The sequence below is a fragment of the Amycolatopsis sp. WQ 127309 genome, from assembly GCF_023023025.1.
In the GTDB taxonomy this organism is placed as follows: Bacteria; Actinomycetota; Actinomycetes; order Mycobacteriales; family Pseudonocardiaceae; genus Amycolatopsis.
This window is the reverse complement of record NZ_CP095481.1, coordinates 8,747,541-8,768,056: the sequence shown is the minus strand read 5'-3', so window position 1 is coordinate 8,768,056 and position 20,516 is coordinate 8,747,541. Positions and strand designations below refer to the sequence as shown.

Below are 20,516 nucleotides of genomic sequence, written 5' to 3'. Positions count from 1 at the left end.
TAGCGACCATGAACAAGACCGCCCCACGCCGTCTTCGCTGGCTGATCCCGGCCCTCCTGGTGATCGGCTGGCTCGCGATCGGCGGGTTCGGCGGGCCGTTCGCCGGGAAGCTCAGCGAAGTCGCGAAGAACGACAACGCCGCCTTCCTGCCCCGGTCGGCCGAAGCCACCGAGGTGTCCGACGAGCAGAAGGCGTTCACCCCGCGCCAGGTGCTGCCCGCCACCGTCGTCGCCGAACGCACGAGCGGCCTGACCAGCGAGGACCGGCGGTTCCTCGCGGACAAGGCCCGGCAGCTGAGCACCGTGCCCGGCGTCGTCGGCCCGCTCGGCCAGCCGCAGCCCGCGCCGCGGGACGACCAGGCCGTGCAGCTGGCCGTGCCGATCCTCGCCGACGGCAACCCCGCCGACGTCGTCAAGGAGGTCCGCGCCCAGCTCGCCGGTGCGCCGGACGGCCTGACCGTGCTGGTCACCGGCCCGGCCGGGCAGATCGCCGACCTGGTCACGGCGTTCGGTGGCATCGACGGCATCCTGCTGCTCGTCGCCGGCGGTGTGGTCGCACTGATCCTGATCGTCGTCTACCGCAGCCCGCTGCTGCCGTTCCTGGTGCTGCTCTCGGCGGTGTTCGCGCTCGGGCTCGCGAGCCTCGTCGTCTACCTGCTGGCGAAGAACGACATCCTCGCGCTCAACGGCCAGAGCCAGGGCATCCTCTCGATCCTCGTGTTCGGCGCGGCGACCGACTACGCCCTGCTGACGGTCGCGCGGTTCCGCGAGCAGCTGCGCGACACCCCGAGCCGCTTCGACGCGCTGCGGATCGCCTGGCGCGCCACGCTCGAACCGATCGCCGCGTCGGCGGGCACCGTCGTGCTCGGGGTGCTGTGCCTGCTGTTCAGCGACCTGAACTCCAACAAGGGTCTCGGCCCGGTCGCCGCGATCGGCATCGGCGCCGCGCTGCTGGCGTCGACGACGTTCCTGCCCGCGGTGCTCGCGCTGTGCGGCCGCGGCGCGTTCTGGCCGTTCAAGCCCGCGCTCGGCTCGCCGCACCCGGAGACCGCCGGGATCTGGGGCCGGGTGGCCGGCCTGGTCGGCAAGCGGCCGCGCACGGTCTGGGTGGTGACGGCGCTCGTGCTCGGCATCGGCGTCGCGTTCCTGCCGCAGCTCAAGGCGTCCGGCACCGCGCAGTCGGACGTCTTCCTCACCCAGGTCGAGTCCGGAACCGGCCAGGACATCCTCGGCCGGCACTTCCCGGGCGGCCTCGGCGCGCCCGCGATCACGATCGCCGACGCCGCCGCGCTGCCCGCCGTGCTCGCCGCGTCCAAAGTGGACGGTGTGGCCCAGTCGCTCCCGCTGCCCGGCCCCGACGGGCAGCCGAAGGTCGTCGGCGGCCGGGTGCAGATCCTGTCCGTGCTGAACGACCCGGCGGACTCCGAAGCCGCCGTCGCGACCGTCGGCCGGCTGCGCGACGCCGTGCACGCGGTGCCCGGCGCGGCCGCCAAGGTCGGCGGCCCGACGGCGATCCAGCTCGACACGCAGCAGACGTCCGTGCACGACCGGGAGCTGATCATCCCGATCGTGCTGCTGGTGATCTTCCTCGTGCTGGCCCTGCTGCTGCGGTCCCTGCTCGCGCCGCTGCTGCTGGTCGCGACGGTGGTGCTGTCGTTCGCCGCGACGATGGGCGTGTCGGCGCTGGTGTTCAACCACATCTTCGGTTTCCCGGGCGCGGACCCGGTGGTGCCGTTGTTCGGGTTCGTGTTCCTGGTGGCGCTGGGGATCGACTACAACATCTTCCTGATGACGCGCGTCCGCGAGGAAGCACTGACCCGGGGCACCCGCGCCGGCACGCTACGCGGGTTGTCGCTGACCGGCGGCGTGATCACGTCGGCCGGCGTCGTGCTGGCCGCGACGTTCTCCGCGCTGTCGGTGATCCCGATCCTGTTCCTGGCCCAGATCGCGTTCATCGTCGCGTTCGGCGTCCTGCTGGACACGTTCCTGGTGCGGTCGCTGCTGGTCCCGGCGCTGACCGTGGACGTCGGCCGCCGCATCTGGTGGCCGTCGAAGCTGGCCCGAAGCGAGAGCTAGGAGTCGGCCCGGGCGCGGGAGATCGGGGCCTCGCCGGTCAGGTGGGCGAAGGTGCCGGTCAGCGCGAGCAGCCGGTCGAGGGCCGGCCGGCGGTTGTCCAGGTGCAGCCGACGGCCCGCGTCCGTGACGACGGTGTGGACGCGCAGCAGCGCCGAGAGCCCGGAGGAGTCGCAGAAGCCGATGCCCTCGCAGTCGAGCCGCACGTCCCGGACGCCGGGTGCGGCCGCCAGCCGGTCGCCGATCAGCTTCGGCAGCAGCGCGGCCGTCGTGTACTCCAGGTCGCCGATGACCACGACGCGGGCCGTGTCCGGCCGTGGCGAGGTCCAGGTGCAGGTCAACGCGTTGTTCATGCGGACGGCCCCGATCCGGCGGCTCGGGCCGCCAAGTGCTTGTGCGCGGTGCCGAGCAGCTCGGTGGCCCGGGGGAAGTCGCGGAGCTCCGCCTCGAGCAGGTCGAGGGCGGGTACCAGCGAGAGGGCCGGGACGCCGCGCGCGGTGAGGATGTCCGCCGTCCAGGTCAGGAACCCGGTGAACAGCTCGCTGTCGCCGACGTAGAGGGCGGTCGCGAGGAAGTCGACGATGTGCGCGATGTCCTCGGCGGTGTGCTGACGCTGCAGGTCCGTGTAGGACCGCATGGCCGGGATCCGCTCTTCCAGCCCGGCGATCACCGCCCTCACGAGGTTGCCCGAGCTGCGCGTGACCAGCGTGTACTCCTGGTCGGCCAGGTGCGGCAGGTCGTCGAGGGGCTGGTGGCCGATCTGCGGCCGGGGGAGCGGCTCGGCCAGTTTGTCGGCGGCCGTGCGCGCGTCCGGGGCCCACGCCTCGGCGCCGAGCAGCCGCGCGTACCGGCCGTCCGGGCCGAACGCGGCGCCCCCGGCGATCACCGGGGTCGCCGCCGCCTGGCACGCCGTGATCGTCGCGTGCGCCGTCGGCAGCCGGGTGGCGATGGAGCTGGACAGGGCGACCGCGTCCGGCCCGGTGCGGTGCAGGTGGGCGACCAGGTGCGGTGCCGGGACCTGCGCGCCCAGGTAGTCGACGTGGAACCCGCGCAGCCGCAGGACCTCGGCGAGCAGCCGGGCGGGCATCGCGTGCCACTCGCCGTCCACGCAGGCGACGGTGACGCGGCCGAGGTGCGGCTCGGGGCGTTGCAGGACGTACCCGAAGCTCGCGATGACACGATCGTTGATCGCCGTCGCCGCGTGTTCCTGGGCCACGGTCAGCCGGTTGGCCGCCCACTCCCGGCCGACCTTGCGCTGGACCGCGCCGATCACGTCGAGCAGCACGCTCTCCGGCTCCAGGCCCTGGCCCAGCGCCTGGACCACGACGTCGCCCGCGGTGTACTCGTCGCCGGTGGTGACGGCGGCCCAGAGCAGCTCGGCGTGCTCGGCGATCCCGGCCGGGCCGGTCCGGGTCGAGGTGCTCACGCGGTGTACCTCCCGCGGCCGTGCCCGCCGACCGCGGCGAGGTGCTGCCCGCGCGGGGCGGTGATCGCGAGGACCGCCATGTCGTCGTGGTTGCCGCGGCCGATCCACTGCGCCGCGAGCATGTGCACCCGCTCGACGACCGCGTCGGCCGGCATGTTCGCGCACTCGGTCAGCACCTGCCGGAGCCGGTCCTCGCCGAACATCGCGTCCCCGAGCGGCCCGCCCTTGGCCTCGACGATGCCGTCGGTGAACATCAGGCAGGTCTCGCCGGGGTCGAGCGTGATGTCCGCGCTCGTCGACTCGATCTCGGGCAGGACGCCGATCAGGCTGCCGTGGGTCTCGGCCTCCTCGACCCGCCCGTCCGCCCGGACGATCAGGGGCGGCGGGTGGCCGGCGCAGGTGACGCGCAGCCGGACCGTGTTGCCCTCGCGCCGCGCGGACGCCAGCACCAGCGTGACGAAGCGGGCGTCGCGGCGGTCGGCGAGCGTGGCGTTCAGCTGCCCGAGCAGCCGCTGGTGGTCGCCCGCCATCGGCAGCAGCGCCCGCAGCGTCGTGCGGATCTTGCCGGTCAGCACGGCGGCGTCGAGGCCCTTGCCGCAGACGTCGCCGAGCACGGCCAGCGACGCGTCGCCGTCGACCGCCGGGTGCACGTCGTAGAAGTCGCCGCCGATCCGCTCGCCGTCGAGCGCCGGGCGGTAGCGGCCGGCGAACTCGACCCCGCCGGCCTGCTCGAGGGTCGGCGGGAGCAGCTCCCGCATCAGCGTGTCGGTGATGGACGCCTGCAGCGCGAACACCCGCGCCGCCGACATCGCCGCCCCCGCGCGCGCCGCGAAGAGGCGGGCGAAGAGCTCTTCCTGCTCGCTGAACGACGCCCGGTCGCCGCTGCGCAGCAGGACCAGCGCGCCGGCGGGCACGCCGTGGCCGGGCAGCGGCGTCACGACGATCGAGCCGACCGGCCCGAAGTCGGCCGGCAGCACCCAGCGGGGCGCGGCGTCCGGGTCGAGCCAGCGCGAGGGCACCGGCGGGAAGCCCTGGAGGGCCTCGCCGAGCCCGGGCAGCTCGTCCGGGTCGACCTCCAGCCGGCCACGCGACGGCTCGCCGCCGCGCACGCAGGTGACGGCGGGGAACGCGCCGGTCGTCGCGGGCGCCAGCACGAGCGCGGCGTCGGCCAGGTGCTCCGCGGCGAGCCGGGCGGCGACCTCCATGCAGCGTTCGAGGTTCAGCGAGCCCAGCAGCGCGGCGGAGGCCTCGCTGAGGAACGCCGTGCGCTCCTGCTCGTGGGCCAGCGCGTCCTGGGCGGTGCGGATGTCGGTCTCGTCGACCAGCCACCACGTCACGGCGTCGCCGTGCGGGACCGGGTGCGCGGCCAGGAACCGGGCACCGGCTTCGCCGCGGGTGATCTCGCTCGTGCGCCGGTCGTGGGCCTCGGCCAGCCAGCCGGCGACCGTGCCGGCCAGGGGACGGCCGGCGGCGACGCCGGGGAAGAGCAGCCGGGCGGCCTCGTTCAGGGCCCGGACCACGCCGGCGCGGTCCGCGACGATGGCCGCGGCGGGCGCGGCGTCCCAGCCCCGGTCGCCGGTGAGCGGGGTGACGGGGGCCGTGTCCACGCGTTCAGCCATGGGTCCCCGGGTCCGTCGCCAGCTCGGCCCACAGGGTCTTGCCGGTGGGCCGGCCGAGCTGGCCCCACGCGGCCGCACAGCGTTCGACCAGCAGCAGCCCGCGGCCGCCCTGGTCGGACGGCGTCCGGCGCCGGGCCGTCTCGCCGCTGCCGTCGTCGACCTCGATGCGCACCTTGGCCGCGCTGGGCAGCAGGCGCACGTGGTAGGGCGCGTGGCCGTGGCGCAGGGCGTTGGAGGCCAGCTCGTCCACCACCATGACCGCGGTGGTGACCACGCTCGCCGGGAAGCCGCCGAGCACGGTTCGGACCCAGCTGCGGACCTTCGCCAGCTCGGACAGGTCGGCCGTGATGCCGATTTCGTGCCTGTCGAAGCGCAGGTTCACGTCCGCCTCCTTCACCGTGCCGGGCCCCGAGGGGATGTCATCCCCTTCTTCATGCCCCGAACCGGGCTCGCCCACACGGGTGCCGGATGTCGTCATGCGCCCTCACCCCAGGAAGCGCGCGCCGCGTCGACGGTCGGGTGCAGCGGCATGACCGCGCCGAGGCCCAGCAGCTCGACCGGCCGGACGACGGCGGGGACGGTGGTCGCGATGGCGAAGCGGCCGCCCGCGTCGCGCAGCCGGTTGCCCAGCCGCAGCAGCACCTGCAGGCAGCTGGAGTCGCAGTAGGTGACCTCGGTCATGTCCAGCACGATCCGGCCGGTGCCGGGGTCGGCGGGCAGCAGGTCCTCGAGTTTCACCGAGACGGCCAGGTCGAACTCGCCGCGCAGGACGTAGACGGTCGCGTCTCCGGCGTCGTGCTTGGCCAGCGACCAGCCCTCACCGGAGGAGCGCTGCCGAGGCCGCGTTGCGTCGGTGCTCATGGGTTGTAGCTCCTGGAGGGGACGGGCTTCGTCTGACAGCGGGCTGTCGGTTCAACCCGTTCACGCAAATCTACCAGCGGCGCCTGACGCGGGCAGCGCAGTGGGTTGTGCCGTCCTCAAAGGACTTCCTTGGCACGGGCGGGCGCGGGCGCCGGTTCGGCCGGGGTGATCGCAGGTGGGGGCACGATCGCGACGTTCACGGTCCGGGTCAGCCGTTCGTAGGGTGCGCGGTGCTCGTCGTCGAGCAGGACGGCCAGTGGTGTCCACACCAGCACGACGAAGGCCGACGCCGCCAGGGCGAGGGGCAGCAGCAGCTGTTCGGGGTGTTCGCCGAGGTCCCAGTGGTCCAGGTCCAGCAGCAGCCAGGTGAGCCAGAGCGGGGACAGCAGGACGCCGTTGCGGACCAGCAGCGAGATCGGTCCGGCCCGGCGGCCGCTGCGCCGCGCGACCTTCAGCAGCATCGCCCGCTTGCCCGGCGTCGACCCGGTCACCGCGGGCAGCACCACGAACCACACGAGCGCGAGGATGACGACCGGCGTGTCGCGGTGGCGCATGTCCTCGCCGAACAGGGTGAGCAGGCCGAACAGGAACCCGAGCAGCACGGCGAACCCGAGCAGGTCGGTGGCCAGCGCGAACAGCCGCCGGGTGAAGGTGACCTTCGTGGCGTAGCGGCGGCGGTCGTGGTCCGGCTCCAGCGCGGGCAGCACCCGGCCGAGCGGGCCGGCGATCAGCCAGCCGAGCGCGGCGCCGGCGGTGTTGAGGATGAGGTCGTCGACGCTGAACAAGCGGTACGGGCACGGGTAGACGAACCACAGCCCGGTGAGCTGCGTCAGCTCGAACAGGAGGGAGAGGCCGAACCCGGCCAGGATCGTCGGCACCGCGCGCATGCGCTGGGCGTAGCGCAGGAAGAGGCCGAACGGGACCAGCATCGCGACGTTGAGCGCGGTGGTCCAGACAGCGGGGTTGTGCAGGATCGCGCTCGGGCTCCAGTGGCCGCGGGCGCGTTGCGACACGACTTCGACGAAGTAGAACGGCCGCAACTGGGGCGAGCTGGCGTAGCTGCTGCCGGCGCAGAAGTTCGCGTTGTCGGGCAGCGGCAGGATCGTCTGCGTCGCGATCGCCAAGAGGTAGAAGACGAAGGTGTAGAACACGACCGTCGTCCACCCGCCCGCGCGGCCGCGGCGGCGGTAGCTGACGAACGCCGCCGGCAGCATGACGACCAGCGCGATGAGCGGGAACAGGTAGAGGGCGGTCCGGACGGGGACGAGGTAGGTGGCGACCACGGAGCCGGTGGTACCCAGCCGGGGCCCGGTCGAAGCGTGCTTCGCCCGGTCGGCTGGGCAGTCACCGGCGTCGCGTCACTGCGGCGGTGCGTCCTGCTGGCCGCCGCCCTGCTTGTGCAGGAAGTCCTTCACCTTGTCCGAGCCCTGGTCGATCTTGTCGGCGTGCTCGCCGAACCGGCCCTTGGCGGCTTCGGCGGCCTTGTCGACACCCTGGTCGGCCTTGTCGGGGTTGTTGCCCAGGGCCTCTTTCGCCTTGTCGAAAAGACTCATCGGTAGGGCTCCATTCGGAATAGCGGGGCTTCGGTCTTCCCGAGCAAAACACCCGGCCGACCGGCCCGCAACCGAACGGCCGCATTCCTTCCCCGGTAGGGGGGATCGCGGCTCTTTCGTGGGTGAAAGAAGCAGGACGGGGTTTGAGACCACGGACATCGGGTATCGGCGTTTCCTTTCGGATCCGCCCGATCGACGGGAATCCGGAAAGGTGCCGCTGCGCGAAAGGGACGACCGGGACCCGGGTGGGCGGACGCCGCCCCGAACCGGCGCCGATCGTCCGGATCGTCCCGGAACGGGGGACCTCCGGGCGCCGCGGCTCGACGGCGTGAACCGCGCGCCGTCGTTGTCCGTATATGCGGTGAGGATCGCCGTCCCCGCCGCACGGGCCCGGCGATCGCCCCGTGAACTGTGATGTGAGGCCGCGCCATGATGGGAACCACCGGTCTGCCGCTGTCGCGGCGAGCCCGCCGCCGCACTCGGGACGGAGTGACGGCAGGGATGGCGCTGCCCGACTTCGGGCTGCCCCGGCCCGCCCGGCGGCACGCCGTCGCGGGCGTGGTGCTCACCGTCCTGGCCGCGCTGCTGGTGCTGTTCGCGCTCCTCGCGCCGGACGACCTCAACTCGTTCGCGCCGGAAGCGCTGGTCCGGGTGCCGGTGGAAGGCCTGATCGTGGCCGCGTTCGTGCTGGTCCTGCCGCCGCGGGCGCGCCGGGTCGTCGCGGTGCTGGTCGGGCTGGTGCTGGGCCTGCTCGTCGTGATGAAGGCGCTCGACACCGGCTTCTACGCGACGCTCGAGAAGCCGTTCGACCCGGTCTACGACTGGAGCTTCTTCAACGCCGGTCTCGAGTTCCTCGCCGGGGAGATCGGTGACGCCGCCGCCTACGCCGTGCTGGCCGGCGCCGTCGTGCTCGCGATCGCCGTCGTCGTGTTCATGGTGCTCGCGATGCTGCGGCTCACCCGGATCGCGGCCGGCAGGCGGACCGGCGCGACGCGTGCGGTGGCCGTGCTCGGCGTGATCTGGATCGGCTGCTCGGTGTTCGGCGTCGAGATCGCGCCGGGCCAGCCGATCGCGGCCCAGAGCGCCGCCGCCCTGGCCTACGACGACCTGCGCCAGGTCGGCACGGACCTGCGGGAACAGCAGCCGTTCAGCGAATTGGCCGCCGACGACGCGTACCGGAACACCCCCGGTGACCAGCTGCTGGCCGGGCTGCGCGGCAAGAACGTGGTGCTCACGTTCGTGGAGAGCTACGGCCGCGTCGCGCTCGACGACCCGGAGTTCGCGCCGAAGATCGGCGCGACGCTCGACGCCGGCACGGCGCAGCTGCGGGCGGCCGGCATCGGCGCGAAGAGCGCGTTCCTGTCGTCCTCGACGTTCGGCGGCGGCAGCTGGCTCGCGCACTCGACCGTCGAGTCCGGCATGTGGATCGACAACCAGCAGCGCTACAACAACCTCCTCGACAGCGACCGGCTGACCCTCGGCGGCGCGTTCCAGAAGGCGGGCTGGAAGACCGTCTGGGACGTGCCCGCGCACACGAAGGACTGGCCGGAGGGCCAGCGGTTCTACCACCCGGACGCCTACTACGACTTCCGCAACATCGGCTACCAGGGCCCCGGGTTCGCCTACGCCACGATGCCGGACCAGTACACGTTCTCGATGCTGCAGCGCAACGAGCTGGCGAAGTCGGCCCAGAAGCCGGTGATGGCGGAGGTGGACCTCGTCTCCAGCCACGCGCCCTGGTCGCCGCGGCCCTGGCTGGTCGACTGGAACCAGGTCGGCGACGGCTCGGTCTTCGCGCCGCAGCCGGGCGCGGGGGAGGCACCCGAGTCGGTCTGGAAGGACCCGGCGAAGATCCGCGACGCCTACCGCGACGCCACCGACTACTCGCTGAAGACGCTGATCTCGTTCGTGCAGCACTACGGCGACGACAACCTGGTGCTGGTGTTCCTCGGTGACCACCAGCCGCCGGTCGTCACCCCGCAGGGCGCGGTCCACGACGTGCCGATCACGATCGTGGCCAAGGACCCGAAGGTGCTGGACCGGATCTCCGGCTGGGGCTGGACCGACGGCCTGCACCCGGCGGCGCAGGCGCCGGTCTGGAAGATGGACTCCTTCCGCGACCGCTTCCTGACCGCGTTCGCCCACTGACCATCCACTGAGGACGCTCCCGTCGCGGTCGTCGTGGTGGGCGACGGCTACGCGGCGAAGAGGGCGGGTCGCGGCCGGGTTTGTCTCGGTGGTCGGAGAAACGCCCGCGGCGTCACCCCTCCGCGAGCCGCCCGGGGGTCCGCGCTCGCCCGGATGGAGCAGTGTCGTGACTTTCCGCTGCGCGGAGTTCACTTGCCCGATGAATTGCCGGTAATTCTCCCGCACTTCTACGCTTCGTCAGGTCGGGATTCTCCGCGCTAGGGAGTGGTCATGCGAAGGAAATTGGCGGTTCTCGCCGTCGCGCTTTTTTCCCTGTTCGGTCTGACGGTCGGTACCGCGGCCGCGGTCGGCAGTGATTTCGCGCCACCCGGTTGCTTCGGGGAGCGGTACGGCGTGCTTTTCGGTCAAGGCGTCTCGGTCACCTGCTTCCCCGGTGAGGGTTACGGTTACCGGGTGATCGCGCACTGCGCGAGCGGCAACGCCTTCTGGTACGTGGCCGGCGACTTCGTGCCGTACGGCTTCGGCCCGGCCGTCGCGGAATGCGCCGGCGCGTTGCTGGTGCCGGCCAGGGTGGTCGCCTACCAGGTCGACGAAATCTGATTCCGGCGTCTTTCCGCCCGGCCGCCCTTTCGGGTGGCCGGGCGGAAGTGCGCGCTCAGGAAACGCGGCGGTCGTCCATCGCGTCGCGGTCCCAGTCGATTCCGAGGCCGGCCGTTTCCGGTGGCACCGCGCGGCCGTTTTCCACGGTCATTTCCGTGCGCGTGATCGCCCGCAGCTGCGGGATGTGCTCGACGTAACGGCCGTTCGGGACGGCCGCCACGAGGCTCACGTGCAGTTCCATCAGGAAGTGCGGGCAGACGTCGACGTTGAAGGCCTCGGCCAGGTGGGCGACCTTGAGCCAGGGCGTGATGCCGCCGATCCGGGCGACGTCGGGCTGCACGATCGAGGCCGCGCCGCGGTGCAGGTAGTCGCGGAACTGCGCGATCGAGTACAGCGACTCGCCGACGGCGATCGGCACCGGCGTCGCGGCGGCGAGCCGGGCGTGCCCGGACACGTCGTCGGCCGGCAGCGGCTCTTCCAGCCAGCACAGGTCCAGTGCGGCGAACGCGGCCGCCCGCCGGATCGCCTCGGCGGCCGTCATCGACTGGTTGGCGTCCACCATCAGGTCGAACCGCGGGCCGACGGCCGCGCGGACCGCGGCGAGCCGCTCGACGTCTTCGGCGGCGGCGGGCTTGCCGATCTTGACCTTGACGCCGCCCCAGCCGGCGGCTTCGGCGGCCTTCGCCCCTGCGACGAGCTCCTCGGTGCCGAGGTGCAGCCAGCCGCCTTCGGTGTCGTAGAGCGGAACCCGCGCGCCGAACCCGCCGGCGACGCGCCACAGCGGCTCGCCGGCCCGGCGGCACTTGAGGTCCCACAGCGCGGTGTCGACGGCGGCGAGCGCGAGCGAGGTGATGGCGCCGACGCTCGTCGCCCGGGTGGCGGCGAACAGGTCCCGCCAGATCGCTTCGACCAGCCGCGAGTCCTGCCCGACGAGCCGGGGGAGCAGGTGGTCCCGCAGCAGCGCGACGACGGAGCTGCCCCCGGTGCCGATCGTGTAGGAGTAGCCGAGCCCGGTCCCGCCGTCGTCGGTGCCCAGCTCGACGAAGACGGTCTCCTGGGACAGGAACGCCTGCACGGCGTCGGTGCGGGCCTGCTCGACCGCGACGTCGACGAGAAAAGCTCCGGCCCGCGTGACGACAGCCACCGATCCCCCTGACGCAGAATCCTATAGGAAATAGGATTCTGTCGCGGTGGTGGCCGGTCTGTCAACGAGCCGGGGGTAAAGGCCCGCGGGGCGGCCGGTTCCGGATGCGCCCCGGGTCAGGGGGACGGTCATGCACGTCTGGTGCCCTGTCGTCCCTGGTTCCTGGCCCCGGGTGCGGGGGCGTGCTGTACTTGGTTCAGACCTTTTACAACGTTGTAATGGAGGTTGGCGAGCACGCGCCGCGGACGGCTGGGAGCCGGGTCGCGCTTCTTTGACGCGTGCGGAACATGGTGCGGCACAACATATCGAAGCGTTAAGTCTGTTGTGGACAGTCATTCGCTCCCGCTAATTCCAGACAGAAAACCGGACAATTCTGGACCTGCCGCGGACCCGCCCGCACACTCGGCCCACAGTGTGTTTCTTTCCCCCGGCCTCGGAGGAGTTCCCCATGCGTCGAAGAATCGCCCTGGCTCTCGGCGGCGCCGCCGTCCTCACCGCCAGTCTCGCCAGCAGTGCCCTCGCCCCCGCCGTCGCGCAGGCCTCACCCGGCCTGATCTCCGCCATGCAACGGGACTTCGGGCTGACCGCCGCCCAGGCCGAAACCCGGCTGGGGCAGGAGATGACCGCCTCGCGGGTGCTGCCGGACGCGCAGCGCGCCGCCGGCGCCGCGTTCGGCGGGGCCTGGTTCGACCCCGCGCTCGGCAAGCTCGTCGTCGGCGTGACCGACCCCGCCGCGGCCGCCGCCGTCCGCCAAGCGGGGGCCGAGCCGGCGACCGCCGCCGTCAGCGCGGCGAAGTTGGACGCCGCGAAGGCCGCCATCGACTCGGCGGCCAAGGCGCACCCCGCCCCGGCCGGCGTCAGCGGCTGGCGGACCGACGTCCGCACCGGCAGCGTCGTGGTCACGCTGCGGCCCGGCGCGCAGGGCGCCGACGTCGACGCTTTCGTCGCGCAGGCCCGGAAAGCCGGCCCCGTCACCGTGACGTCGACGCCGAAGGCCGAGACGCTCTCCGCCGGCACCGTCGGCGGCGACCCGTACTACATCAACGGCAACACCCGCTGCTCGATCGGCTTCTCGGTGAACGGCGGGTTCGTCAGCGCCGGGCACTGCGGCGGCGCCGGCAGCTCGGTCGTCGGCTGGGACGGCTCGGCGATGGGCACGTTCGCCGGTTCTTCCTTCCCCGGCAACGACTACTCCTTCATCCGCATCGGCAACGGCTGGTGGACCGCGCCGGTCGTGCTCGGCTGGGGCACGGTCAGCGACGCGATCGTGCGCGGCTCCTGGGTCGCGCCGGTCGGCACCTCGGTGTGCCGGTCGGGCTCGACGACGCACTGGCACTGCGGTGTCGTGGAGGGGCTGAACGAAACCGTCAACTACTCCCAGGGCGCCGTCTACCAGGTGACCCGCACCAACGTCTGCGCCGAACCCGGCGACTCGGGCGGCTCCTTCATCACCGGTGACCAGGCGCAGGGCGTCACCTCCGGTGGCTGGGGCAACTGCAGCTCCGGCGGCGAGACGTGGTTCCAGCCGGTGAACGAGATCCTGCAGACCTTCGGCGTCGGCCTCGTCACGGGCTGACGGCCGGACGCGACGCCGGTCGCGGGCACCTAGGCTGGGCCGATGACCCCGCCACCGCTGCCCGCGATCGGCGTCGTGCGCACCGCCCGGACGGAGCTCGAGCACACCCCCGTCCAGTCGGCCGCGAACCGCGCCGAAGAAGGCACCATCGAACTCGACGACCGCTTCGCCGAAGGGCTGGCCGGGCTCGCCGGGTTCGACTACGCGTGGCTGCTCAGCTGGCTGGACCGGCCCGACCGGCCGGGCGGGCTCACGCAGGTGCCGTACCTGCTGCGCCGCGAAGGCCGCCGGATGGGCATCTTCGCCACCCGCGGCCCGCGCCGGCCGAACCCGATCGGGCTGAGTCTCATCCGGCTGCTCGACGTCTCCGGCAGCACGATCCGGTTCGCCGGCGTCGACTTGCTGGACGGCACGCCGGTGCTCGACGTGAAGCCGTACGTCACCCGGTTCGACCGGCCGCCCGGCGACCCCGCCTGCGGGTGGTTCGACGCCGTGGACGTGCCCGAAGGCGTCACGCCGGCCCGGCTCGCGGAGGAGCCCGGTTAGGTCCGCAGCAGGCTGACCAGCCACGCGCCGAGCACCTGCTGGACGTCGATGCGGGTCTGCGCCGGGTCGTCCGCCGCGGCGATCATCCGGGCCGCCTCCATCACCGCGCTCAGCACGAGCTGCGCCAGCGCGGGCACCGGCAGCTCGACGATCAGGCCGTCCACTTTGGCCTGCTCCAGCACGCTGACGATCAGCCCGAGCCCGTACTCCGCCTCGATCTCGCGCCAGACCTCCCAGCCGAGCACGGCGGGCGCGTCGGTGAGGGAGATCCGGCGGACGTCCTCGCGCAGGCACGCGTCGAGGAACACGCCGAGGCCGAGCGTCATGCCGGTCAGCGGGTCCGCGGCCTGGGTGACCGCGGCCGCGACCTCTTCGGTCAGCTCGCGTTCCAGTTCCTCGACGACCGCCCGGAACAAACCCTGCTTGTCGGCGTAGTGGTGGTACAGCGCGCCGCGGGTGACGCCCGCCGCGCGGGTGATCTCGTCCGCCGGCACGGCCTGGTAGCCGCGGGTGGCGAACAGCTCGCGCGCGGCGGCGACCAGGGCGGCCTTCGTGCCGGCGGAACGGTCCTGCTGGGTACGTCGCACCCGCCTAATCTGCCATGACGCCCGCGAACTCGACGACGTGGCGGGCCAGCACGGCGGGCTGGTCCTCGGAGACGAACGTGTAGGAGTCCGCGATCTCGACGAGCTTCGCGTCCGGCAGCAATGCGGCGAGCCGGTGGGCGAGGGCGATCGGGAACAGCTTGTCCTCGCTCGCCCAGGCGAGCAGCACCGGCCGGTCGAACGTCCGCAGCGCCGCCGCGGCGGCCAGGGTGTGCCGCGGGTGCACGTCCCGCAGGAGCTTGCGCAGGTCGCGCCGCACCCCGGCGGACTTGCGCAGCGGCGCGAGGTAGGCCTGTGCGACGGCGTCGGGCAGCGGCCGCTTGACCACCCAGCCGAACAGCATCGGCAACGGGTAGAGCGCGCGGATCCGCAGCAGCCGGCCGAGCACGGCCATCGACCCCGGGATCCGCGCGATCACCGGCAGCGGCTTGAAGATCGGCGGGAAGAAGTACTCGAAGCAGTCGGACGGCGTGAGCACGACCCGCCCGACCCGCTCCGGGCGCCGGCTGAGCAGGATCTGCGTCAGCGCGCCGCCGGTGTCGTTCGCGACCAGCGTGACGTCGCGCAGGTCCAGCGCGTCCAGGAAGTCCGCGAGCACGTCGGCGGCGCCCGCGGGGGAGAGGTCGGCGTCGGCCCGCATCGGGAGGTCGTGCGAGCCCAGCGGCAGATCCGGGGCCACACAACGGAATCCGGCCGCCGCGACGTCCGGCACCACCTTCCGCCACAGCTCGGCGTTCGTCAGCACGCCGTGGACGAACACCACCGGCGCGCCGCTGCCCCGCTCGAAGTACCGCACCTCGCCCGCCGGCAACCGGACCCGGCGTTCCCGGCCCAGGGATTCGCTTCTCGTCATGCGGCTCATTTTTACATACATACGCCATGTATGTAAATGGATCGGCTCAGTACACCGTGACCGAGCGTGAGACCGGGTGATCGTCAAGGATTCACGGGCCGCGTGCCGGTCCTGGCGGATCCCGGCGCCGGGCCGCCGGGGTGTTGGCGGATGTTTGGCCACCCGGTGTCTCCTGCGGGCCCGTCCGCCGAGCACCCCGGAGGCCTCGATGAGCCCGTTCCGCCCGTCCGCCGGTTTCGACCGCCGCACCCTGCTCAAGGCCGCGGCCGGGACCGGGGTCGCCCTGGCCGGCGGCCTCGCCGCGATGACGGCGTTCCCCGGGGTCGCGGCGGCCTACACGTGGCCGTCGTCGCTGCGGTCCGGCTCGACCGGCGCCGCGGTGACGGAACTGCAGATCCGCGTCGCGGGCTGGGCCGCGGACGGCCCGAAGCAGACCTACGTCGCCGTCGACGGCGACTTCGGTCCCGGCACCGAGGCGGCGCTGAAGCGGTTCCAGGCCGCGAACCACCTGAGCGCCGACGGCGTCGCCGGCGCGGACGACTTCGCGGCCCTCAACGCACTGGAATCCGCCGACGGCTCGACCGCGCACTTCGAATTCAGCGAGTTCACGTCCAACGACGGTACGGGTTTCGGGGGCGGCAAGGTCGGCTCGGCGACGGTCAAGGAGAACGTCCGGCGGCTGATGTACAAGCTCGAAGCCCTGCGGACGAAGGTGGGCAACCGGGCGATCACGATCTCGTCGGGCTTTCGCAGTGTCGCGCACAACCAGGCCATCGGCGGCGCGTCGAACAGCATGCACGTGTACGGCACGGCGGCCGACTGCTACGTCAGCGGCCTGAGCACGCGCCAGGTCTACGTCCTCGCCGAGGCCTGCGGGTTCTCCGGGCTGGAGCGCTACACGCTCTCGGACGCCCACCAGCACGTCGACAGTCGTGTCGAGTACGCCTACGGCTCGCAGAGCTGGTGGTGGGAGAGCGGCACGGTCAGCTGAGGTGAAGGGTGATTGAGCTTGAGGGTGATGCCCCCGGGCGAGGCTTCGGGGAAAGGTCGGATCCAGGGGCATCACCGCCCGCGGGACAGCTGACACGATGTCCCGCGGTGCAACCACCCTACGAACTCCCGAGCCGTCCGACCAGGGCCTCGATACGGTGTCGAAGGTTTGTCGCCCGGTCGGTCGCGAGACCCACGGAGAGTGGTTCTTCCGGGTGATCGAGGGCTGCTTGTGCTCGCTTGACCGTTTGCTTGTTCGCGCCTAGCCTCAAGTTGAAACTTCAACCTATTCGCGCGCGCAGCAGCACGGGCCAGGAGAGCCGATGTCGATCTTTCGCCTGAACCACGCCGTGCTGTACGTCCGGAACGTGGCCGAGAGCGTCGCGTTCTACCGGGACCTGCTGGGCTTCGACTACATCGAAGGCGGCGACGCGCACCGCGGCGCGGCCTTCCTGCGGGCGCCCGGCTCGACCAACGACCACGACCTCGGCCTGTTCGAGCTCGGCGCGCACGCCGAGGACTCGGGCGCCGGGAAGACGTCGGTCGGTCTGTACCACCTCGCGTGGGAGGTCGACACCCTCGGCGACCTGGACCGCCTCGCCGGCCGCCTCGAAGCGGCCGGCGCACTCGTCGGCTCGTCCGACCACGGCACCACGAAGTCGTTGTACGCCAAGGATCCCAGCGGGATCGAGTTCGAGGTCGTCTGGATCATCCCGCGCGAGCTGCTGACCGACGCCGACCGTGACCCGAGCAAGGCCACGGGCCGGCTGGACCTGGCGCGCGAACTGGCGAAGTACGGTGCCGACGCCCGCAGCGGCGTCGGCATCTCGCGCCCCTAGGACGCGAGCTCGGTCGTCCGGAGGTGATCCGGTGCCGAAACCGCTTGCCGGGCAAGGAGGTTGCTCAGCGCGAAGCGGCCAGGGCCGATGAACGCGACGGCCAGCAGCGTCCAGCAGAACAGGGCCGCGTCCTCGCCGCCGTTCTGGATCGGGAGCAGGGCGACCGGCAGGTGCACGGTGAAGTAGGCGAACGCCATCGAGCCGGAGCCGAGCACGGCGGCGACCCGGGTGCCGATCCCGACGCAGACCAGTGCGCCGCAGCCGAGCTGGATGATCGCGGCCCACCACTGCGGCCAGACGCCGACGGCGACGGCGGACTTCGCGCCGAAGAGGCCGAACAGCGCCTTGACGCCGTGGCAGGCGAAGAGGAAGCCGATGACGATGCGGAAGAGCCCGATGACGTGTTCGCGGGCCGGGGCCAGGCGGTGCATGGTTCCTCCGGGAGGCGGGGTGCGGGCGGCATCCGGCCGGCCGGTGCGCGGGGCCGGCCATTGCGGATTCGGTAGCACCAGATATACCGGCCCGCCGTGATGCGGCACACCGCCGAAAGTCGCATGCGGAAAACTTCCAGGGAAAACACCGAACCTGGTTCCGCTGGGTTCGCGTTACCGCAGGTCGCCTTGCCAGGCAAGAGAAAGCCCGGAAGTCTGGGGTATTTCTCCGGTCTGGTCCAGACCAGTTAGCGCACTGGTCCGCGCTGGGTTTCGGGAATGTTTCCGGTTCTTTTCGGAAACGGCGCGGACTGGGCCTGCCGGATCAACGCGGCGACCCGTTCGGCGTCCGGGATCGCCCACAGCTCCGGCACGAACGGCGCCGGTCTTCACCTGAGCCGGTCCCGGCGGTTGGCCGGCCGCCGGACCGGGAGATGCCGAACCCGCGAAGCCAACGTCGGCGCCGCGGTCGGTTGCACTGCCGCGCGATGGCCCCTTTGCGCGGTCCCGGCCGGGGACTACCGTGATGGCCATGGATCCGAGGGCGCGGTCGCGCCGTTCAGCCGGTGCCCGTGCCTGAGGGGATCGGGCTCGAGCTGCGGAACCGGGAGGCGAGCGCCCTGGTCCGCGTGACCGGGCGGCTCGACATCACCGGCTACCCCTTCCTGCGCGACGGTCTCCTCAAGATCGCCGCGGACAGCCCGCCGGGGGTGATCGCCGACATCGACGGGCTCGTCCTCGAACGGCATTCACCGAGCCTGTTCCCGTTCGTCGCCACCCGGCTCGAGCGCTGGCCGGGCATCCCGTTCGCGCTGGTGACGCGGCAGCCCACGCACATCGAGGCGTTCGACGCGTTCGGTCTGGACCGGTTCGTGCCGGTGCACGCCGACGTCGAAGCCGCCGAGAAAGCGCTGCCCCACCCGATCCGCCGCCGTGCCGAGCGGACGCTCGCGCGCGGGGACGACGGCATCGCCCAGGCTCGCGCGTTCGTCCGCGCGCGGACCTGTGAGTGGGGGGTGCCCGCCCTGGAGTACGACGGCACGCTCATCGCGGCGGAGCTGGCCGACAACGCGTCCCGGCACACGACGTCGCTCCCGCGGCTGCGGCTGGAGCTGCGGCGGGAGCTGCTGACGATCGCCGTGAGCGACGACGATCCGCGGCCCGCGGTGCTGCTGGACCGGCCCGACCTGCTCGAGCCCGGCCTGGGCCTGCGGATCGTGGCGCAGACCGCCCGGGCCTGGGGGAGCAGCAAGCGCTGGACGGGCGGCAAGGTGGTCTGGGCGGTCCTGGCCACGCCCGAACGACGCCGGTCGCGGACCCTCGGCCCCTGATTTCTCGTGTCACCGCCTCCACGGCCGTGACCGGCGTCATACGAACATGTTCGTTCCGAACGTGATCGTAACGAACATGTTCGCTACAGTGCACGCATGGACCGGAACAGCACCCCCAGTCGCCGCGAACGCCCGGCGAAGCCGGCGCTGACCCGCGCGGGCATCGTGGCGACGGCCGTCGACGTCATGCGCGCCGAAGGCGTCGAGCGCGTCACCATGCGCCGGCTGGCCAAGGAGCTCGACACCGGCCCCGCCTCGCTCTACGTGTACGTCAAGGACACCGAGGAACTGCACGCCGCGATGCTCGACGAGCTGCTCGCCGAGGTCGACCTCGGCGAGGGCGGCACGGGGGAGTGGCGCGACCGGCTCTGGGCGGTGCTGGGCTCCTACCGCTCGGTGCTGTTCGCCCAGCCGAGCCTGGCCCGGGTCGCGCTGGTGACCCGGCTGAGCGGGCCGAACTACCTGGCCGTCGTCGAAGCGGTGCTCGCGCTGCTCGACGCAGGCGGGATGCCGCCGGGCCAGGCCGCGTGGGCCGTCGACGTCCTGCTGCTGATCGCCACCGCGACCGCCGCCGAAACCGGCGGCCGCCGGGAGAAACCCGGCGCCGAGCGCGAGCACGACGTGCTGGTGGAGTCGCTCGCCGGCCTCTCCGCCGAGACCCACCCGAACATCGCCGCGCTGGGGCCGGACCTCGTGTCCGGCCCGGGCCCGTCCCGCGCGCGGTGGGCGTTCGACGTCCTGCTGAACGGCGCGCTGAGCACCGCACGCCCCCCGACCGAGGAGCAACCATGACCACTACCCCCGTCACGATCGTCGGCGGCGGCCTGGGCGGCCTCACGCTGGCCCGCGTCCTGCACACCCGCGGGATCGCCGCGACCGTCTACGAACTCGACGCGTCCCCGGCCGCCCGCGACCAGGGCGGCACGCTGGACCTGCACGAGGAGTCCGGTCAGCACGCGCTGGCCGAAGCCGGCCTGACCGGCGCATTCCGCGAGATCGCCCGTGAAGAGGGCGAGGCGCTGCGCATCCTGGACCGGCACGGCGTCGTCCGGTTCGAAGAGACCGCGGACGCGAGCGGCGGCACCCGGCCCGAGGTCGACCGCGGCGCGCTCAAGCGGATCCTCGTCGGCTCCCTGCCGGACGGTGTCGTCCGCTGGGGGACGAAGGTGACCGCGGTGGCGCCCGGCCGGATCACCCTGGACACCGGTGAGGTCGTCGAGTCCGGCCTGGTCGTCGGCGCGGACGGCGCCTGGTCGAAGGTCCGGCCGCTGCTGTCGGATGCTGTCCCGGTCTACTCGGGACTGTCCTTCGTGGAGGTTCACCTGTCCGATGTGGACACCGCGCACCCGGCGGTGGCCGCGCTGGTCGGCCCCGGCTCGATGTTCGCGCTGGCCGACGGGAAAGGCCTGATCGCCCAGCGCAACGGCGGCGGCCGGGTCCGCGTCTACGCCGCGGTGCGGGCCCCGGCCGAGACGGTGACCGGTCTCGTCGACCCGGCCGACCCGGCCGGGACCCGCGCGCGGCTCCTCGACGTGTTCGCCGGTTTCGACGCCGGGCTGCGCGCGCTCATCGCCGAGAGCGACGACACCCTGATCGCCCGGCCGATCCACGCCCTGCCGGTCGGGCACCGGTGGGCACGGGTCCCGGGCGTGACGCTGCTCGGCGACGCCGCGCACGTCATGTCGCCCTTCGCCGGCGAGGGCGCCAACCTCGCGATGCTCGACGCCGCCGAACTGGCTGTCGCGCTGGCGGACCACGACGACGTCGAAAGCGCTCTCTCGGCCTACGAAACCGCGTTGTTCCCGCGAGCGGAAGAAGCCGCGCGCGGGTCGGCGGACAACCTCGTCGAGAGCTTCCGGCCGGACGCGCCCGCCGCGATGGTCGACCTGATGCTCTCGCACTCGAACCACTGAATCCCTGCA

General features: G+C 72.4%; 21 protein-coding genes. 10 read left to right on the top strand and 11 right to left on the bottom strand.

Translation table 11 applies throughout. The features are described from left to right. Window positions 1-8: 8 nt before the first annotated feature. On the top strand, window positions 9-2,075 hold the full coding sequence (locus tag MUY22_RS38605) for an MMPL family transporter (RefSeq protein ID WP_247052118.1): 2,067 nt from the start codon (window positions 9-11) through the stop codon (window positions 2,073-2,075). Here the strand turns inward: MUY22_RS38605 and MUY22_RS38600 are convergent. From MUY22_RS38600 to MUY22_RS38570, 7 genes are all read right to left on the bottom strand, one after another. Further along, on the bottom strand, window positions 2,072-2,425 hold the full coding sequence (locus tag MUY22_RS38600) for an STAS domain-containing protein (protein ID WP_247052117.1): 354 nt from the start codon (window positions 2,423-2,425) through the stop codon (window positions 2,072-2,074). The genes MUY22_RS38605 and MUY22_RS38600 overlap by 4 nt on opposite strands. After that, window positions 2,422-3,498 (bottom strand): B12-binding domain-containing protein, encoded by a 1,077-nt coding sequence (locus MUY22_RS38595; RefSeq protein WP_247052116.1) that lies wholly within the window; start codon window positions 3,496-3,498, stop codon window positions 2,422-2,424. The genes MUY22_RS38600 and MUY22_RS38595 overlap by 4 nt, the downstream gene beginning before the upstream one ends. After that, window positions 3,495-5,117: a PP2C family protein-serine/threonine phosphatase gene (locus tag MUY22_RS38590; RefSeq protein WP_247052115.1), complete on the bottom strand. Its 1,623-nt coding sequence runs from the start codon at window positions 5,115-5,117 to the stop codon at window positions 3,495-3,497. The genes MUY22_RS38595 and MUY22_RS38590 overlap by 4 nt, the downstream gene beginning before the upstream one ends. After that, window positions 5,110-5,499: an ATP-binding protein gene (locus MUY22_RS38585; protein ID WP_247052114.1), complete on the bottom strand. Its 390-nt coding sequence runs from the start codon at window positions 5,497-5,499 to the stop codon at window positions 5,110-5,112. Before MUY22_RS38585 ends, MUY22_RS38590 begins: the two co-directional genes overlap by 8 nt. A 92-nt stretch (window positions 5,500-5,591) precedes the next feature. Further along, on the bottom strand, window positions 5,592-5,978 hold the full coding sequence (locus tag MUY22_RS38580; protein ID WP_247052113.1) for an STAS domain-containing protein: 387 nt from the start codon (window positions 5,976-5,978) through the stop codon (window positions 5,592-5,594). 116 nt (window positions 5,979-6,094) lie between these two features. Next, complete coding sequence (locus MUY22_RS38575; RefSeq protein WP_247052112.1) at window positions 6,095-7,261, bottom strand: VanZ family protein; 1,167 nt, start codon at window positions 7,259-7,261, stop codon at window positions 6,095-6,097. 75 nt (window positions 7,262-7,336) lie between these two features. Further along, window positions 7,337-7,531 carry an antitoxin gene (locus tag MUY22_RS38570; RefSeq protein WP_247052111.1) on the bottom strand — a complete coding sequence of 65 codons (195 nt, stop codon included), beginning with the start codon at window positions 7,529-7,531 and terminating at the stop codon, window positions 7,337-7,339. A 429-nt stretch (window positions 7,532-7,960) separates the two neighbouring features. Between MUY22_RS38570 and MUY22_RS38565 the strand changes: the two genes are divergently transcribed. Both MUY22_RS38565 and MUY22_RS38560 read left to right on the top strand, forming a co-directional pair. Further along, window positions 7,961-9,679, top strand: coding sequence for a sulfatase (locus MUY22_RS38565; protein WP_247052110.1), 1,719 nt, complete (start codon window positions 7,961-7,963; stop codon window positions 9,677-9,679). 270 nt (window positions 9,680-9,949) lie between these two features. Continuing rightward, on the top strand, window positions 9,950-10,279 hold the full coding sequence (locus MUY22_RS38560; protein ID WP_247052109.1) for a hypothetical protein: 330 nt from the start codon (window positions 9,950-9,952) through the stop codon (window positions 10,277-10,279). 55 nt (window positions 10,280-10,334) lie between these two features. Here the strand turns inward: MUY22_RS38560 and MUY22_RS38555 are convergent, their stop codons facing one another. Beyond that, window positions 10,335-11,423 carry a mandelate racemase/muconate lactonizing enzyme family protein gene (locus tag MUY22_RS38555; protein WP_247052108.1) on the bottom strand — a complete coding sequence of 363 codons (1,089 nt, stop codon included), beginning with the start codon at window positions 11,421-11,423 and terminating at the stop codon, window positions 10,335-10,337. A gap of 448 nt (window positions 11,424-11,871) precedes the next feature. On the opposite strand from MUY22_RS38555, the gene MUY22_RS38550 reads away from it, so the two are divergent. Together MUY22_RS38550 and tsaA are read left to right on the top strand one after the other, a co-directional pair. Beyond that, window positions 11,872-12,999, top strand: a complete 1,128-nt coding sequence (locus MUY22_RS38550; RefSeq protein ID WP_247052107.1) for a S1 family peptidase — start codon at window positions 11,872-11,874, stop codon at window positions 12,997-12,999. Window positions 13,000-13,041: 42 nt separating this feature from the next. After that, window positions 13,042-13,545: a tRNA (N6-threonylcarbamoyladenosine(37)-N6)-methyltransferase TrmO gene (gene tsaA / locus MUY22_RS38545; protein ID WP_247052106.1), complete on the top strand. Its 504-nt coding sequence runs from the start codon at window positions 13,042-13,044 to the stop codon at window positions 13,543-13,545. On the opposite strand, the gene MUY22_RS38540 is transcribed toward tsaA, so the two are convergent. Together MUY22_RS38540 and MUY22_RS38535 are read right to left on the bottom strand one after the other, a co-directional pair. Further along, entirely contained in the window at window positions 13,542-14,132 is a 591-nt protein-coding gene (locus tag MUY22_RS38540) for a TetR/AcrR family transcriptional regulator (RefSeq protein WP_247052105.1), read from the bottom strand. The genes tsaA and MUY22_RS38540 overlap by 4 nt on opposite strands. A 4-nt stretch (window positions 14,133-14,136) precedes the next feature. Next, entirely contained in the window at window positions 14,137-15,003 is an 867-nt protein-coding gene (locus MUY22_RS38535) for an alpha/beta fold hydrolase (RefSeq protein ID WP_247052104.1), read from the bottom strand. A 208-nt stretch (window positions 15,004-15,211) separates the two neighbouring features. On the opposite strand from MUY22_RS38535, the gene MUY22_RS38530 reads away from it, so the two are divergent. After that, complete coding sequence (locus tag MUY22_RS38530) at window positions 15,212-15,994, top strand: D-Ala-D-Ala carboxypeptidase family metallohydrolase (RefSeq protein ID WP_247052103.1); 783 nt, start codon at window positions 15,212-15,214, stop codon at window positions 15,992-15,994. A 322-nt stretch (window positions 15,995-16,316) separates the two neighbouring features. Beyond that, the gene (locus MUY22_RS38525; RefSeq protein WP_247052102.1) at window positions 16,317-16,832 is read left to right on the top strand and encodes a VOC family protein; all 516 of its coding nucleotides are present in this window, start codon (window positions 16,317-16,319) and stop codon (window positions 16,830-16,832) included. On the opposite strand, the gene MUY22_RS38520 is transcribed toward MUY22_RS38525, so the two are convergent. After that, complete coding sequence (locus MUY22_RS38520) at window positions 16,829-17,263, bottom strand: DoxX family protein (protein ID WP_247052101.1); 435 nt, start codon at window positions 17,261-17,263, stop codon at window positions 16,829-16,831. The two genes, MUY22_RS38525 and MUY22_RS38520, sit on opposite strands and share 4 nt — an antisense overlap. Window positions 17,264-17,829: 566 nt before the next feature. Here MUY22_RS38520 and MUY22_RS38515 point away from each other — a divergent pair. From MUY22_RS38515 to MUY22_RS38505, 3 genes are all read left to right on the top strand, one after another. Beyond that, entirely contained in the window at window positions 17,830-18,594 is a 765-nt protein-coding gene (locus MUY22_RS38515) for an ATP-binding protein (protein ID WP_371827530.1), read from the top strand. A 96-nt stretch (window positions 18,595-18,690) separates the two neighbouring features. Continuing rightward, window positions 18,691-19,386 (top strand): TetR/AcrR family transcriptional regulator, encoded by a 696-nt coding sequence (locus tag MUY22_RS38510; protein WP_247052100.1) that lies wholly within the window; start codon window positions 18,691-18,693, stop codon window positions 19,384-19,386. Continuing rightward, window positions 19,383-20,507 carry an NAD(P)/FAD-dependent oxidoreductase gene (locus MUY22_RS38505; RefSeq protein ID WP_247052099.1) on the top strand — a complete coding sequence of 375 codons (1,125 nt, stop codon included), beginning with the start codon at window positions 19,383-19,385 and terminating at the stop codon, window positions 20,505-20,507. Before MUY22_RS38510 ends, MUY22_RS38505 begins: the two co-directional genes overlap by 4 nt. Window positions 20,508-20,516 lie beyond the last annotated feature (9 nt).

Excerpts from the sequence above, each read along its gene's own strand:
- MUY22_RS38590 (WP_247052115.1), bottom strand. The coding sequence starts at position 5,117 with ATGGCTGAACGCGTGGACACGGCCCCCGTCACCCCGCTCACCGGCGAC.
- tsaA (WP_247052106.1), top strand. The coding sequence starts at position 13,042 with ATGACCCCGCCACCGCTGCCCGCGATCGGCGTCGTGCGCACCGCCCGG.
- MUY22_RS38535 (WP_247052104.1), bottom strand. The coding sequence starts at position 15,003 with ATGACGAGAAGCGAATCCCTGGGCCGGGAACGCCGGGTCCGGTTGCCG.
- MUY22_RS38580 (WP_247052113.1), bottom strand. The coding sequence starts at position 5,978 with ATGAGCACCGACGCAACGCGGCCTCGGCAGCGCTCCTCCGGTGAGGGC.
- MUY22_RS38530 (WP_247052103.1), top strand. The coding sequence starts at position 15,212 with ATGAGCCCGTTCCGCCCGTCCGCCGGTTTCGACCGCCGCACCCTGCTC.
- MUY22_RS38505 (WP_247052099.1), top strand. The coding sequence starts at position 19,383 with ATGACCACTACCCCCGTCACGATCGTCGGCGGCGGCCTGGGCGGCCTC.
- MUY22_RS38600 (WP_247052117.1), bottom strand. The coding sequence starts at position 2,425 with ATGAACAACGCGTTGACCTGCACCTGGACCTCGCCACGGCCGGACACG.
- MUY22_RS38520 (WP_247052101.1), bottom strand. The coding sequence starts at position 17,263 with ATGCACCGCCTGGCCCCGGCCCGCGAACACGTCATCGGGCTCTTCCGC.
- MUY22_RS38565 (WP_247052110.1), top strand. The coding sequence starts at position 7,961 with ATGATGGGAACCACCGGTCTGCCGCTGTCGCGGCGAGCCCGCCGCCGC.
- MUY22_RS38525 (WP_247052102.1), top strand. The coding sequence starts at position 16,317 with ATGTCGATCTTTCGCCTGAACCACGCCGTGCTGTACGTCCGGAACGTG.
- MUY22_RS38560 (WP_247052109.1), top strand. The coding sequence starts at position 9,950 with ATGCGAAGGAAATTGGCGGTTCTCGCCGTCGCGCTTTTTTCCCTGTTC.
- MUY22_RS38510 (WP_247052100.1), top strand. The coding sequence starts at position 18,691 with ATGGACCGGAACAGCACCCCCAGTCGCCGCGAACGCCCGGCGAAGCCG.
- MUY22_RS38550 (WP_247052107.1), top strand. The coding sequence starts at position 11,872 with ATGCGTCGAAGAATCGCCCTGGCTCTCGGCGGCGCCGCCGTCCTCACC.
- MUY22_RS38605 (WP_247052118.1), top strand. The coding sequence starts at position 9 with ATGAACAAGACCGCCCCACGCCGTCTTCGCTGGCTGATCCCGGCCCTC.
- MUY22_RS38570 (WP_247052111.1), bottom strand. The coding sequence starts at position 7,531 with ATGAGTCTTTTCGACAAGGCGAAAGAGGCCCTGGGCAACAACCCCGAC.